We start from the raw sequence: 14,054 nt of genomic DNA, 5'->3' as shown, positions 1-14,054 counted from the left end.
GCCCCGCGTGCGGCTAATCCTGTTCCTGCGCGCGGCGGGCGCGAAACTCGCTCGGGGTTTCGCCGAAGCAGCATTTGAACAACTTGGCGAAATGGGCCGCGTCGAGCAGCCCGACGCTGGCGCTTATATCGCCGATCGACAGCGATCCGCAACGTGGCGAGGCAAGCAGCCGGCGCGCTTCGTCGAGCCGGGCGCGCTGGATCTCGCGTCCGCAGGTGGTGCCGTTGGCGCGCAGCACGTTCGAGAGCTGGCGCCGCGACAGGCCTATCCGACCGGCCACCGCGTCCAGACCCAGATCGGGGTCGGCGAATTCTTCCCGCACGATCGCCAGCACCTGTCCGAAGCGGTCGTCCTGATAGACGCTCGTGCGCTCGTTGTAGACGCCGCAAGCCAGGCCGAGCAGGCGCGGGATCTGCTCGAAGGCGACATAGTCGTGCAGCGGATCGGTGGCGCGCCCGAAGTTTCCGGCAATGGCGGACAGGCCGCTCTGCAGCGCCGAACCCCATTCGGCCGACGCACTCGTCTGGCGTTGCATCGCCAGTTCGATGCTGGGCAATTGCTGGCGCACCCAGGCCTCGTCAAAGTAAAGCGCGAAGCATTCGCAATCCTCTGAGGAGGCGAAATCGTACCCGCGCTGATTGTCCAGCAGCATCCATTCGCCCGCGCCGAAAAGGCCACTGCGCACGTGGCTGCGCATGTCGATCTCTCCCCGCGTGAGGTACAACAGGTTGAACTGGCCGTGGCCGCGCGGTTTGCGCGAGGGCAAGCGGGTCACGTGCTGATAGCCGGCGCGCAGCCGGCTGATGCGATTGCGGCCGAAGGTCCGACTGGCAAAATGGGCATCGAAGGCCATGCGGTCCCGCACGCTGATCTGCATCGCGCCGAGGTAGCTGCTCACGCGCTCGCACCAAAGATCACCGGGCGCCTTTCCGCCAGCCTCACGCGATGAGAACTCTATCGATGCCATAGCTTTGTCGGCCTTCTTCTCCCGTCCACGACTCTAAACCAATTTCGCGCGGACCGGAAGTCGCGACGCTGCCCGTCCACCCCTGTCGTTTGTGCCCTCACGCCATGACGGTCGACGCGGACGGGTATCTATAACCGGAGAATAACGGGCGACGAACGGCCCGGGCAGACGACGCTGACTTGGAGAGATGTATGGGGTATCTTCGCAATTGCTGGTACGTGGTGTCGTGGTCGCAGGATCTGGCGATTGGCCAGCCGTTCGGCACGGTGGTGATCGACGAGCCGGTGGTGGTCTACCGCAAGCAGGATGGCGAACTGGTCGCCTTCGAGGACCGCTGCCTCCACCGCTTCGCGCCGCTTTCGGCCGGACGCTGCGAGGGCGACCGGCTGCGCTGCATGTACCACGGGCTGCTGTTTGAGCCCGACGGCTCGATCGCCGAAATTCCCGGGCAGGAGCAGGTTCCGGACCAGGCCCGGCTGCGGCGCTATCCGGTGGCCGAGAAGCACAGTTGGGTGTGGGTGTGGATGGGCGATCCGGCCCAGGCCGACGAGAAGCTGATCCCGCCCGCAGTGGGCTACGACAACCCCGATTTTGTGCTCGGCCACGGCCAGATCGACTATGCGGCCGAGGCGCGGCTGGTGTGTGACAACCTTCTCGATCTCAGCCATCTGTCCTTCGTGCACATCGATAGCTTCGGCGCCGGGGACGAATGGGCAGGGCGGGTGCCCAAATACACCCGACGCGAACGTTCGATCCGGGTCGAGCGCTGGATGCAGGCGGACATCAACGCACGCACGCAGGCCAGCGAACCGATGGATCGTTATCAGGTTTATGACTTCTACCTGCCCGGCATCTTCTTGATGACCGGCGGCAATTTCCCGCTCGGCACGGGCGAGAAGCTGGGCTTTGCCGAACCCGACCTTGATGACGCGATCAGCGGGGTGACCTTTACCAGCCAGGCGGTGTCGCCGACCGGCCCGCGAACGGCGCGCTATTTCTTCAACTGGGGGCCGCACCGCCGGCACGGCGACGAAGCGTTTCGCGATCAGCTGATGGTCCTCGCAGGCAAGGCCTTTGCCGAAGACAAGGCGATGATCGAAAGTCAGCAGACCATCATCGACTTCGATCCCGGTCGCAACCCGGTGCCGATCAAGGCCGACAAGGGCGTAATCCTCTACAACCGGATGCTGAACGCGATGCTGGCCGAGGAGGAGGGTGCGACGGCCGAGGTGGCGTCACACGGATGGGCGGGGCAACCAGTCGAAGCGGAATAACCGAAATGCATGACCTTTTCTGAACTTGGCATTGGACCACAAGCCTGTTGACGGAGAATAGTGTAAATATCCAAAAATAAGAATATATTACTTTTTGAATAGATAAAAATAAAATCAAAATCAGGGAGAAGGCAATGAACGTTCCTTATAAGGGCGCTGGATTCGCTCGTCTATTTTATGCAAATCTTCTTTCTGGCGTGGCGTTACTCGTTCCATGCGGCGCTGCCATGGCTCAGGATAGTGGCGAATCATCGGGGCAGGTCACCCAGATCGTCGTGACCGCCGAATTCCGCGAATCCAATCTGCAGGAAACGCCGCTCGCGATTACCGCTGCGACCGCTGAAATGATTGCGGCCAAGGGCCAGACCGGCATCGCCGAAGTTGCTACCGCCGCCCCCAGCGTCACCCTCAACGCCGGTGGTGGTCCGGGCGGCGCGCAGACAACGCAGATCAATATCCGCGGTATCGGCCAGACCGACTTCAATCTCGCGCTCGAGCCGGGCGTCGGTATCTATATCGACGATGTCTACCAGGGCATCATGTACGCCTCGACGCCGGAACTGCTCGATCTCGAGCGGGTCGAGATCCTGCGCGGGCCGCAGGGCACGCTGTCCGGCCGCAACTCGATCGGCGGAGCGATCCGCCTGATCACCAAGGCCCCGAACAACTACCGCGAGGGCTACGCCGAAGCGTCCTATGGCTCGTTCAACGCACTGATGGTGCGCGCCGGGTTCAATGTGCCTCTGGTGGAGGACCGTCTGTTCCTGCGCGTCAACGGGCTGGCCAAGCACAGCGATGGCTACGTTGACCGGCTCGATTACCGGTGCGCTACCGGCAGCCCGCCATCGCCGGGCCCTGCCGCCGGATCGCCGGTTGTCGGCGACGGTTGCAAAATCGGGGAGGAAGGCGGGCAAAGCGTGATCGCGGTTCGCGCCAGCCTGCGGGCGATCCTCAGCGATACCATCGAAAACACACTGAGCGTCGATTACATGGACGACAATTCGCAGCCCAGCGGCGTCGTGCTGATCGGACAGAAGGCCTGGAGGGGCGAGGGCTACAACCTGAACGCCACGCCGCCCATCACCAATCCCACCGCCAATTTCATGCTGCCCTACGGCAGCTATGCCAACTACTCGAACTACACGACCCTGATTTCGACCAGCGCCCAGTACACACTGCCCGCCGCCAGCCTGGCCAAGACCTGGAGTATCTCGAACAACCTCGCCATCGACATTACCGATGCAATTTCGCTGCGCTCGATCACGGGCTTCAAGAAGATCGACACCTCCTCCGCAGTGGACCTCGACGGTTCGCCGATCGGACGCAACACGCAAGCCTGGCAGGTCGATCACGAGCAGTTCACGCAGGAATTGCGGCTGAGCGGCTATTTCGGTGACGCTGTCGACTGGACGCTTGGTGCTTATTATTATCATGCGGACAGCCTGCAGTCCGGCAGGGCGGGCCTCGACGGCGCCGGCGCGACGGTTCCGTTCTACGTGCCCTTCGATTTCGCCTTTTCAGACCCCGTCGAGGTGCGCTCCAAGGCCGCCTTCGCGCATGTGGTGCTGCATCCGACCGATGCGTTCAGCATCACCGGCGGCCTTCGCTACACCAAGGATACCAAGGACTATACGTTCTCGCGGTTCATCGCTCCGGGGGCGCCCGTGTCGTTCCTGTCTGCCTCGGTGTTGCCGCTCGACGGGCAGACCGGCAGCTTCAGCGGTGACAACCTCGACTGGCGTCTGGCGGTGGACTACGAGATCACCCCGGACCTGCTGCTCTACGCCCAGGCTTCGACCGGCTTCAAGGGCGGCGGCGTGAACCCGCGGCCCTATTATGTGGAGCAGATCACCCTGTTCGACCCCGAGACCGTCACGTCCTACGAAGCGGGCCTCAAGAGCGACCTGCTTGACGGGAACATGCGTCTGAACCTGGCAGTATACCAGAACGATTACAGCAACCTGCAACTGCAATTGCGGTCCTGCCCGAACTTCGTGCCGACCGGGGCCGCCCCGAATTGCGCGATGACGGCCAACGTCGGTTCGGCGCGCATCCGGGGTATTGAGCTGGAGGGGACGGCCTATCCGGTTGCCGATCTCGCGCTGGACGTGGCCGCCAGCTACACCGATTTCGAATACCGCTCGGTGCAGCCGGTCACCGGAGTGACGCTGAACATGCGGGCGCCCTATACGCCCGAATGGAAGCTGAGCGCGGGCGTTCAATACACCGCTTCGCTCGGCGGTTCCGGTTCGCTGATCCCGCGCCTCGACGTGCGCTACCAATCACAGGTAGAAACGCAGACGGTAAACACGGCTATCTCGCAGATCGACGGCTACGTCGTGGCCGACGCCAGCCTGCGCTGGCAGAACGCCGATGAGGATTTCGAACTGTATCTGCGCGTGAAGAACCTCTTCGACGAATACTATTTCGTGAACATCACCGATTTTTACAACGCGCCCTATGGTTTTATCTCAGGGCAGCCGGGACGTCCGCGCGAGTTCATGGCTGGAGCCAGGATCAAGTTCTGAACCGATCGGGGCAGTACGACGGGCATTGTCGGGGCCAAACCACTGTCTGGCGGATTGGGCTCGACCAGCCAGGGTCTGGTCAGGCGTCTGGTCCCGGGATGTGATGGTGCGAAATTGTTCCCCGCACAGCGGCGGGAATTGTGGGTCAGGTTTTCCATGGCAGCGCCAAGACGGCGTACGCCATTGGCTTTGCCAAACCTGCAAGACCCGCCGCTGGTCCGCCCCACTTGGCAAAAATGCGGCAACACCGGGCTAGTCAAGAGCGTCACGGAAGGCACTGCTGGCCGGATACATGGCTATCGCTGGCCACGCGGCTGATCAAGGCTTCGGTGCCCCCCATGCTGGATATTGCATCACTCCCCCTTTCAAGGCAGATTGATCTATATCAAACAATTGCGAGGGCAGCTCAAGCGATGATTCCCGAGCCGGAACAGCCCGATGTTTCTTCGAAAATCGTGGTCCTCGGTTTCGGGCTGGTGAGGTTTGATCGCTGGCCGGTTCTTCCGCAGCCACCGCAGATTATCGCAGGGGTGCTGGTTGTAGGCGCTGTTCTTTCGATGGTCCTGAAAGAGACAGCGCCCACCACAAAATCTGGCCCGATGGATGAGCTGGCGGATGCGCCTGTTACCGGGGCAGTCTGATCGTCATGGCGCCGCGCTCAATCCTCTGGATCAAGCAATTGCCAGGATCGGCCATAGGCATCGGCTGCCTGACTTGCTTCAAGCGCGGAACGGGAACCCTGATCCATGAATACCCGGAAAACATCGTTGCGGGCGTAGTGCCCAACCGGATCGGCCGCCGTCTTGGCCAAAGCAATCAGGTCCAGGTCGATGTCTGCATAAAGCAGTCCTTCCTCATCCGCAGCGAGCGGTTCACACAGCCGCGATCCATCCGGGCCGAAGATCATCGACGAGCCGCCACCAAGCGGAAGCAAATCGCGATGAGCGTCCGTCTGACACAGGACATCGCGCTGCGCTTCGGTCATGACGCTGGTCGCCGCCAACACGAAACAGCCGCCTTCAGCGGCATAGACCTGAGAGACCGAGTTGTTGAGTTCCGGGCCCAGGGCATAGGCTTTCCCTTGATAAAGCGCGAAGCACGGCCAGGCCGCGAGGTGCACCTGCTCGTGCATCGAGTACATCGCGAACTTGTTCAGAGGGTGCAGATGTTCCCAGCAACACAGCTGGCCAAGCTTGCCGATCTCTGTGTCGAACACTGCAAAATCGCTGCCATCGCCTTCACCGAACACCGTCCGTTCGACATGCGTCGCTTTCAACTTGCGGCGCGGCGTCGCACGGCGTTGAACTGGATCGAGAAACAGTTGCGCAATATAAAGGGTGCCACCGGCCTTTTCGACATAGCCCATGGACACAAAAATGTCGTTGTCGATGGCCGCCTGCAAAAGGCGCTGGGCTTCAACACCATCCGCCAGCATTGCGTTGTTGAAGTATCGCTGGACGAACTGCATGCCCCAGATTGGGGCGTCGAGCCAGACCCAGAACGGATATCCCGGAAGAAAACACTCGGGAAAGCTGACCAGTCTGGCACCGTTTCGCGCGGCTTCCTCAATCAGCGAAATGGCCTTGTCGACACTGCCTTGCAGATTGAGGAAATCAGGCGCGGCCTGCACCACTGCGGCTTTGTAAGGCTTGGAAATCGTCATTGTTCGTCCTCTACTTTCGAACAGCGTGGAGGCCGCAAGGACGCGCCTCTTCCCTTGGCCAGTTTGAACAAGGTGCTCGGGAAAGTCTTGGATGAAATGGCATACTGAATTGTCTTGAGAGGCCCGGAAGGAAGCCAATTCCCCAAACGAACCGTGGAGATTGCAATGCTTGAGCAAATTTCGTCAGGGTCCGGGTATGAATGCAATTCCTTTGCCCTCTGGAAGGACATGGTGTGCGACACCTTTGTCGATCTGGACTGCGTGCCTATGCACGAGGGGCAGTTTTACGGTAAACTGAAAGGCCGCCAACTGCTGGACATAGGCTTGGTCAAGGTCGCTGCGGTTCCCCATTCTGCCCGGCGGGACAAGACGCGCATCGCGCGATCTTCCGATGATGTGTTTCTTCTCAGCCTGGTATCGCGAGGAAGCATGACTGTGGTTCAGAACGATCGGACAGCGCAGCTGGGGCCGGGCGACTTCGCGCTTTACGATACACGTGAGCCCTATCAGATCATTCTTGACCAGCCTTTCGAACAGATCGTTCTGCGTATTCGCAGCAAGGATATCGCCAATCGACTGACCAACGCTTCGGCCATGACTGCCCGTCGGGTGTCTGGCCGGGAAGGCGCCGGCAAACTGGCCTCAACCTTCATCAGGGGGATGACCGATCAGATCGATAACATACCAGCCACGTCAACCTGGGCACTGCGCGACAGCATGCTGGATCTGATGGCCAGCGCACTCAAGGAATTCGATGGCGAAACGACGCTGCCCGCGCGCGAGGGGCAGCATCAGCTGCTGTGCCGGGTGCTGCAATTTGTCGAAGAGAATCTGCACGATGAGAGGTTGTCGTGCCTTTTCATTGCCGAGCGTCTGAATATTTCGGGCCGCTATCTGCGCAAGCTGTTTCAGGATCGCAATCACAGCCTTTCCGAATGGATCTGGCATCGGCGGTTGGAGGAAGCCCGGCGGTATCTGTCGTCTCAGCAGTCTGCTCAGCGATCCATAACCGCGATTTCTTATGACCTGGGGTTCAAGGATCCCGCCCATTTCAGCAAGGCCTTCAAGAGCAAATACGGCCAGACCCCCAGGGAATGCCGCTACCAGCGCTAGCGAAAAAGGGTTCCCATATTGCAGTTCCGCTACACACAAAAAACTGGACCAGTCGGCACCATTCAAATCCGGCGAAAGCCTTAGCCTACCCTCACCAGCTTTGCATCAGATCTCCGAGTGGAGAGCTGGCCAAAAACTCAGGGAGGCTAGGCCGTAAACTCATAAACGGTCTTGAGGTTTTGGGGTCTGGGTGATTCAGGCTCTCTATTGCGATGGAGGCTGGATGGCGCGGCGGCGATACGAACTCACGGACGGGGAATGGTCGGTCATTGAGCCGTTGCTGCCCAACAAGCCACGCGGCGTTCCCCGGGTTGATGACCGACGGGTCCTGAACGGCATTCTCTGGCGGTTCCGCACCGGCTCACCGTGGGCAGAGATACCCGAGCGGTACGGGCCCTCGACCACCTGCTACAACCGGTTCGTGCGTTGGCGCAAAGCCGGGGTGTGGGACCGGCTGCTCGCCGCGGTTTCCGCCGCCTTCGAAGGCGAGATCGTGATGATCGACTCCACCTGTGTCCGCGTCCACCAGCACGGTGCGACGGGTAAAAAGGGGGAACTGCAGATCGCGGCATGGGACGTTCCCGAGGCGGCCTCACGAGCAAGATTCATGCCCTCGTTGACGCTGACGGTCGTCCCGTCGCCCTGCGACTGACCGGCGGCCAGGTCCACGACAGTCAGGAAGCCGAGGCCCTGCTGGAGGCCATGCCGGAGGGGGCAACCCTGCTCGGTGACAAGGGATACGATAGCAACGCCATCCGTGAAGCTGCCGCCGCCAAGAACGTTTGGGCCAACATTCCATCGCGGTCCAACCGCAAGCAAAGGTTCGCCTTCTCGGGCTGGCTCTATCGGCAGCGCAACCTCGTCGAACGCTTCTTCAACCGTATCAAGCACTTCCGTGGTATCGCCACGCGCTATGACAAATGCCCCGAAAACTACCTCGCAGCCGTCAAACTCATCTGCGCACGCATCTGGTGCTCCGCGTAATGAGTCTACGTCCTAAAAATGGCCAAGACACGCACCACTGCACTCTACCGCATACCCTTCGCTTTCCTGCTGGCAGGCACAGCGCTCACCGGCATGCCAAACGCCGCATTGGCGCAGTCTGACGAAGCTGACTGATGAGTATCGTGGGGGACGGCCACGCACGGTATCAGATGAGCAGGTAGCCAAAGTGATCGAGCGCACGCTCAATACCACGCCCAGGGATGCGACCCACTGGTCGATCCGATCCATGGCAGCCGCGTCTGGACCGTCGCATACGACTATCCGTCGGATCTGGAATGCGCTTGGTCTGCAACCTCATCGATCCGAGACGTTCAAGCTGTCCATGGACCCGCTGTTTGTTGACAAGGTGCAGGACATTGTTGGCCTTTACATGTCGCCGGCGAACCGGGCGGTCGTGCTGTGCGTCGATGAGAAGTCGCAGATTCAGGCACTGGACCGTGAGCAACCGGTTTTGCCATGGCACCGGGCGTGCCCGAACGGCGAACCCATACCTATATCCGCAGTGGCACGACATCCTTGTTTGCCGCGCTCGATATCGCCACCGGTGCGGATATCGGAAAATGCTGCAAGCACCACCGGGCCGCCGAGTTTCTCGACTTCCTGAAACAGATCGACGCCGCAATGCCCGACGGGCCGCACGTTCACCTCGTGATGGACAACTATGCCACCCAAAAGACGCCGAAGCGCGGGCGGCTGTGGCTGAACGACGGATCATGCATCCGGCTCCGGCCGGAATATCCCGGGCATGTCTGGTCCTGCGACTTCGTCGAGGGCCGCATCCATGATGGTCGCAAATACCGGGTCCTGTCGATCATCGACGAGGCGAGCCGGGAGTGCCTGGCGTTGCCGGTAGCGCGTAAGCTCAGGAGCGATGACGTGCTCGCAGCGCTGACCGATCTGTTCGTCACGCGCGGCCCGCCAGCGCATATCAGGTCAGACAATGGTCCGGAGTTTATCGCGACCGCCGTGCAGGAGTGGCTGGCGAAGCTCGGCGTGAAGACGCTCTACATCACGCCCGGATCGCCATGGGAGAATGGCTATTGCGAAAGGTTGGGCTTCGCTCGTCTTCGGCCCAACGGGTCGCTGCGCGATGAACTGCTCAACGGCGAAATCTTCTACTCGCTCGCTGAGGCCCGCATCCTGATCGCGGCGTGGCGGCGTCATTACAACACCGTCCGGCCGCACAGCTCGCTGGGATATCGACCACCGGCGCCAGAGGCCGTTCCATCGCCAGTGTTGCCCTCCGGTTCCGCTTCGCTCCACCTACGGCCAACACTGGCGATGGAGGCGTCAATGCACTAACAATCCGATCAGACCACTCGCTGGGGGCCGGTCAGGTCGGGCTCTGGACCTATATCGCGGACCCCGACGGCAATACACTCGAACTCTCGTTCGGGCAGGAAATAGCCTTCACCGTGACCGATCATCGCTGACAGGCAACAGCGTTCTGCGCGAGCGGGTTTTCGGTCGCCCAGCGATAGAAGCGCTGGAGGTGGTCCGCCAGGTCCTTTCCGTGCTCGGTCAGCGCATAGGCTGTCGTACGCGGAAAGGACGCTCCTTGCGACCGTTCGACGAGGCCCTTTTCGGTAAGCGACGCAAGCCGCTCGGTGAGCACCTTCGGGGTGATGCCGGAGAGCCCGCTGGAAAGCTCGGTAAAGCTCCGGGAACCGGACGACAGCCGCCAGAGGATAAGGCCATTCCAGCGATGCCCGAGGAAGGACAGCCAGTCCTCCAGCGCACACTCGGACGCATGTCGCGCCACTTCGCGCTGTTCGACTTCCCGTTTGGATAGTCCAGATTCCATCTGCTTCACCCTTTGAACCGCGATCCGATCCGATTCTTCGGCGGACGTCCGATTGCGATATAAGGAGCAAAACCATTACTGCATTCCCCGATCACGCCGCCGCCAGCTACGAAGACCGGATCGAGCATCTGGTGCCGGGCTACCGGCTCGTTCTTGATGTGATGGCGAGCACTCTCGCTGCGCGTCGCCCGCAGCCGACCTGCGTTCTGGTGCCGGGATGCGGCACGGGTGCGGAACTCTCTGCCGCAGCCCTGGCCATGCCCGATGCGTTGTTTACCGCTATCGACCCGTCGCAAGGCATGCTGGATGTTGCCCGGCATAAGGCGAAGGCTGACGGATCGCATGCGCGGATCGCCTTTCATCATGGTCTGCTCGATGAGACAGGCCCGGATCTCCATGACGCGGCGATGCTCTCGCTCGTCCTGCATTTCCTTCCCGACGATGGCGCCAAACGCGATCTGTTGGCCGGCATCGCCCGGCGTCTCTCCGCAGGCGCCCCATTGTTGCTTGTCGATGCGGTCAAGCCGGACGACGACGACGCTGCGTTGCGCGACTGGCTTCGGCGCAGGGGGCACAGTTCCGCCGAAGCATCGGCAGTGATCGAGCGGATGCAGGAAAGCTGGCACCGGGTTCCGCTGGAGCGACTGATCGGCTTGCTGGAGCAGGCCGGATTCCACATCCGGGAGCCGTTCTTCCGGGCCTTCGGCTATCTCGGCATTCTGGCGGAAAGGGCCTGACATCATGACAAATGACGAGATCCTGATCGTTGGCGGCTATGGGCATGTGGGACTGCAGATTGCGACCCGCTTGCAGGAGACGGCCCTGGCACCCGTGCGGATCGCGGGACGCAACCGTGACAAGCTGGCCGCAGCGGCTGCACGCCTGGGCTGCCGTTCCGTACCGCTCGATCTCGGCAAACGTGATACATGGCGCCCGGCGCTCGATGGAGCCAGATGCGTGGTCATGTGCGTCGACCAGGCCGATACCAGCTTCGTGGCAGCAGTGCTCGAGCGCGGCCTCGCCTATGTCGACATCACCGCCAATGACATGTTCTTCCGGCGGATCGAGCGACTGGACACTATCGCGCGGGTCAATGGTGGCCGGGCGGTGCTTTCCGTGGGGCTAGCGCCGGGGCTGACCAACCTGCTTGTCGAAGCGGCGAGCGCTGGGCTGGACACCGTCGAAAGCGCCCGCATCGGCATTCTGCTGGGCCTTGGCGACACGCATGGACCGGCAGCTATCGACTGGACCTTGAGCAATTTCCAGAAGGTCCGTCCGGGCGTGTTCGCGCCGATCATGTTTGGCAACCCGCCTCGGCGACACCCGGTCGTGCCGTTCGATTTCGCCGACCAGCATGTCTTGCGCCGGACGCTCGGGATCGCCGACGTGCAGACTTTCATGACCTTCGACACGCCGGGCATCAGCCGGATGATGTTTCCGATCCTGCGCCGCGTGGCCGCCAGCGCCGTGCTGACCCGGCTGTTCAAGGCGATCATGCCCTATGCCCGGATCGGCTCCGACCGCACGGCCCTGAGCGTGGAGGTCCACGGCACGAAGGCCGGCAAGCAGATCACCCAACGAAAGACGATGGAAGGCCGCAAGGAGGCCAGCATAACCGCATTGATCGCGGCGCTGGTCGTCGAACATATCCTTCGCCACGGTGTGCCGGCCGGGATTCATCATATCGAGCAGATCCTGTCGCTCGATAGGGTCGTACCGCAGATCCCGCCTGAGGCATCCATCTCCTTCAGTAGCTAACTGGAACGAGTCCTCTCTGCTACTGACGCAGAAAGCCGCCAGTCGGAAAGGGGGCGGACTTATACGCTTCCGGCACGTTCGATCACCAGCACACGCGCCTGCCCGAAGGGATGGGCGACATGTTCATCGCCCGGTTCGGCGTGAAAGATGTCCCCTGTTTCAAGATGCAGAACCTGTTCGCCGCCAGCGGTCCGGACATGCATGTCGACACACCCGTCGAGGACAGCGAAGACTTCCGGGCCATCGTTGACGTGCCAGCGGTAGGGCCGGTTGGTCCAGTGCAGCCGCACCGTCGCGTCGTCGATCCGCTCGATCGACAGCACGTCCCAGGCTGATCTGCCGGTATAATCGCGGGCGCGAGACCTGGTCCGCCAATCCAGTCTATCGCAAGGTCGCCGGCCTGCTGGACGACCAGATGGAAATCTCGCCCGAACTGCTCGAACACCACGGCCAGGCCGCAGGCGAGGCGGACGAGACGCTGTTGCTGCAAAGCCAGACGTTCTGCACTAGCACTACTTTGGCAGAAATCTGATTTTTGGGATTCCCAAGGTGGGATTCCAGTGATTCATAGGGAGCCAGCTTTTCGAAGGGGCTGGCGATGGATACGGATTGGCGTGGCGAACTGGACGAGTGGTTGGCACCGTTTGTAGCGGCGTTGCGACACAAGACGCGTGGCCGGATGTGTCCGGCGTATATCGCGGGACTGATCGGCCCGGGGGATCGCAAAAGCATACAGCCGATGGCCGCCCGGACAGATGATGTCAGCTACGATCGGCTGCATCATTTCATCGCCAGCGGCGTGTGGGACGAAGCACCGCTGGAGGCAGCTCTGCTCGCCGAGGCCGACCGGCAGGTAGGCGGCGAGAAGGCCTGGCTGATCATCGACGACACGGCGCTGCCCAAGAAGGGGCGCCATTCCGTCGGCGTGGCGCCGCAATATGCGTCGGCACTGGGCAAGAATGCCAACTGCCAGACGCTGGTGTCGGTGACGCTGGCATCTGGCGAAGTCCCCATCATGGTCGGCCTGCGCCTGTTCCTGCCCGAGAGCTGGACCGGAGACGTGGCCCGCCTGGAACGGACTGGAGTTCCTCTCGATTGCTGCCCCTACAGGACCAAGCCCGAGATCGCGCTCGCTGAGATCGATCGGGTCGGCGCTGCGGGTGTTCGTTTCGGCTGTGTCCTGGCGGATGCGGGCTATGGCATGTCCGCACCGTTCCGACAGGGGCTGAGTGAGCGCGGGCTTGCATGGGCGGTGGGCATACCTTTCAGACAGAAGGTCTACCCCGCCGATGTTGGGATGATCTTCCCGATCGCTGGAAGAGGTCGCCCTCGCAAGAACGCCATCCCCGACGCAAAATCGATATCCGCCAAGGCAATGCTGGAGATGGCAAGGTGGCGCAAGGTGAGTTGGCGGCGCGGGACCAAAGGGCCACTCTCGGCGCGGTTCGCTGCCGTTCGCGTGCGTGTCGCCGATGGTCCGCCCCAGCGCATCCGGGACATGGGTGCGCAACATCTGCCCGGCGAGGAGGTGTGGTTGGTCGGGGAGCATCGCTCGACTGGCGAGCGCAAATACTACCTCTCCAACCTGCCTGCCAGCACGCCAATCAGGCAGCTTGCCGGCGCCATCAAGGCCCGCTGGGTCTGTGAGCAGGGGCATCAGCAACTCAAGGAAGAACTCGGCCTCGATCACTTCGAGGGTAGATCATGGAAGGGGCTGCACCGACACGCGCTGATGTCCATGATCGCCCTGGCCTTCTTGCAGACCCAGCGCCTCAAGCAGGCCAAGGGGGAAAAAAAGGACTGCCGGTCCGCCTCCACAGCCGAGCTTACCAGCGATCAGACAGGCCATCATTGACCGCTTCTCCAAGCCACCGGATCGGCCATGCCCGCACTGCGGTCGCTGCATATCTGACCCGACACCAGAAAATCTGCCAAAGTAGTG

General features: G+C 61.6%; 12 protein-coding genes and 1 pseudogene. 9 read left to right on the top strand and 4 right to left on the bottom strand.

The genetic code is table 11. From position 1 onward, the window contains the following. Nucleotides 1–13 precede the first annotated feature (13 nt). Nucleotides 14–898, bottom strand: coding sequence for an AraC family transcriptional regulator (locus tag D2V17_RS15740; RefSeq protein ID WP_191229239.1), 885 nt, complete (start codon nt 896–898; stop codon nt 14–16). 260 nt (nt 899–1,158) lie between these two features. Here D2V17_RS15740 and D2V17_RS15735 point away from each other — a divergent pair, with 260 nt between their 5' ends. The 3 genes from D2V17_RS15735 (at nt 1,159) to D2V17_RS15725 (ending at nt 5,410) form a co-directional block, all read left to right on the top strand. Further along, entirely contained in the window at nt 1,159–2,241 is a 1,083-nt protein-coding gene (locus D2V17_RS15735) for an aromatic ring-hydroxylating dioxygenase subunit alpha (RefSeq protein WP_119593808.1), read from the top strand. A 227-nt stretch (nt 2,242–2,468) separates the two neighbouring features. Beyond that, on the top strand, nt 2,469–4,769 hold the full coding sequence (locus D2V17_RS15730; RefSeq protein ID WP_191229238.1) for a TonB-dependent receptor: 2,301 nt from the start codon (nt 2,469–2,471) through the stop codon (nt 4,767–4,769). A 338-nt stretch (nt 4,770–5,107) separates the two neighbouring features. Then, on the top strand, nt 5,108–5,410 hold the full coding sequence (locus D2V17_RS15725; protein ID WP_147367442.1) for a hypothetical protein: 303 nt from the start codon (nt 5,108–5,110) through the stop codon (nt 5,408–5,410). 17 nt (nt 5,411–5,427) lie between these two features. Here the strand turns inward: D2V17_RS15725 and D2V17_RS15720 are convergent, their stop codons facing one another. Further along, complete coding sequence (locus D2V17_RS15720) at nt 5,428–6,432, bottom strand: carbon-nitrogen hydrolase family protein (RefSeq protein WP_119593802.1); 1,005 nt, start codon at nt 6,430–6,432, stop codon at nt 5,428–5,430. 165 nt (nt 6,433–6,597) lie between these two features. On the opposite strand from D2V17_RS15720, the gene D2V17_RS15715 reads away from it, so the two are divergent. The 3 genes and pseudogenes from D2V17_RS15715 (at nt 6,598) to D2V17_RS22020 (ending at nt 9,852) form a co-directional block, all read left to right on the top strand. Next, complete coding sequence (locus tag D2V17_RS15715) at nt 6,598–7,545, top strand: AraC-like ligand-binding domain-containing protein (protein ID WP_119593800.1); 948 nt, start codon at nt 6,598–6,600, stop codon at nt 7,543–7,545. Between the two features lie 223 nt (nt 7,546–7,768). After that, a protein-coding gene (locus D2V17_RS15710; RefSeq protein ID WP_119593797.1) for an IS5 family transposase occupies nt 7,769–8,529 on the top strand; the annotation gives its coding sequence in 2 pieces (ribosomal slippage) (nt 7,769–8,105 and nt 8,105–8,529; 762 coding nt in all). 118 nt (nt 8,530–8,647) lie between these two features. Next, nucleotides 8,648–9,852, top strand: a pseudogene (locus tag D2V17_RS22020) (IS630 family transposase). A gap of 121 nt (nt 9,853–9,973) precedes the next feature. On the opposite strand, the gene D2V17_RS15695 reads toward D2V17_RS22020, so the two are convergent. Then, nucleotides 9,974–10,354 carry a winged helix-turn-helix transcriptional regulator gene (locus D2V17_RS15695; protein ID WP_119593795.1) on the bottom strand — a complete coding sequence of 127 codons (381 nt, stop codon included), beginning with the start codon at nt 10,352–10,354 and terminating at the stop codon, nt 9,974–9,976. Nucleotides 10,355–10,515: 161 nt separating this feature from the next. Here D2V17_RS15695 and D2V17_RS15690 point away from each other — a divergent pair, with 161 nt between their 5' ends. Continuing rightward, nucleotides 10,516–11,091 carry a class I SAM-dependent methyltransferase gene (locus tag D2V17_RS15690; RefSeq protein WP_342767850.1) on the top strand — a complete coding sequence of 192 codons (576 nt, stop codon included), beginning with the start codon at nt 10,516–10,518 and terminating at the stop codon, nt 11,089–11,091. Nucleotides 11,092–11,095: 4 nt separating this feature from the next. Further along, nucleotides 11,096–12,112: a saccharopine dehydrogenase NADP-binding domain-containing protein gene (locus D2V17_RS15685; RefSeq protein ID WP_119593792.1), complete on the top strand. Its 1,017-nt coding sequence runs from the start codon at nt 11,096–11,098 to the stop codon at nt 12,110–12,112. Between the two features lie 59 nt (nt 12,113–12,171). Here the strand turns inward: D2V17_RS15685 and D2V17_RS15680 are convergent, their stop codons facing one another. After that, nucleotides 12,172–12,435, bottom strand: coding sequence for a cupin domain-containing protein (locus D2V17_RS15680; RefSeq protein WP_220474138.1), 264 nt, complete (start codon nt 12,433–12,435; stop codon nt 12,172–12,174). A gap of 275 nt (nt 12,436–12,710) precedes the next feature. On the opposite strand from D2V17_RS15680, the gene D2V17_RS15675 reads away from it, so the two are divergent. After that, on the top strand, nt 12,711–13,967 hold the full coding sequence (locus tag D2V17_RS15675; RefSeq protein WP_119592595.1) for an IS701 family transposase: 1,257 nt from the start codon (nt 12,711–12,713) through the stop codon (nt 13,965–13,967). Nucleotides 13,968–14,054: the final 87 nt, after the last annotated feature.

It is taken from the genome of Aurantiacibacter xanthus (genome assembly GCF_003584015.1).
Classification (GTDB): Bacteria; Pseudomonadota; Alphaproteobacteria; order Sphingomonadales; family Sphingomonadaceae; genus Alteraurantiacibacter; species Alteraurantiacibacter xanthus.
This window is presented reverse-complemented; position numbering and strand designations above follow the sequence as displayed.

Coding starts and splice junctions, on each gene's coding strand:
- D2V17_RS15690 (WP_342767850.1), top strand. CDS start 10,516: ATGGCGAGCACTCTCGCTGCGCGTCGCCCGCAGCCGACCTGCGTTCTG.
- D2V17_RS15730 (WP_191229238.1), top strand. CDS start 2,469: ATGGCTCAGGATAGTGGCGAATCATCGGGGCAGGTCACCCAGATCGTC.
- D2V17_RS15715 (WP_119593800.1), top strand. CDS start 6,598: ATGCTTGAGCAAATTTCGTCAGGGTCCGGGTATGAATGCAATTCCTTT.
- D2V17_RS15735 (WP_119593808.1), top strand. CDS start 1,159: ATGGGGTATCTTCGCAATTGCTGGTACGTGGTGTCGTGGTCGCAGGAT.
- D2V17_RS15725 (WP_147367442.1), top strand. CDS start 5,108: ATGCTGGATATTGCATCACTCCCCCTTTCAAGGCAGATTGATCTATAT.
- D2V17_RS15695 (WP_119593795.1), bottom strand. CDS start 10,354: ATGGAATCTGGACTATCCAAACGGGAAGTCGAACAGCGCGAAGTGGCG.
- D2V17_RS15685 (WP_119593792.1), top strand. CDS start 11,096: ATGACAAATGACGAGATCCTGATCGTTGGCGGCTATGGGCATGTGGGA.
- D2V17_RS15720 (WP_119593802.1), bottom strand. CDS start 6,432: ATGACGATTTCCAAGCCTTACAAAGCCGCAGTGGTGCAGGCCGCGCCT.
- D2V17_RS15675 (WP_119592595.1), top strand. CDS start 12,711: ATGGATACGGATTGGCGTGGCGAACTGGACGAGTGGTTGGCACCGTTT.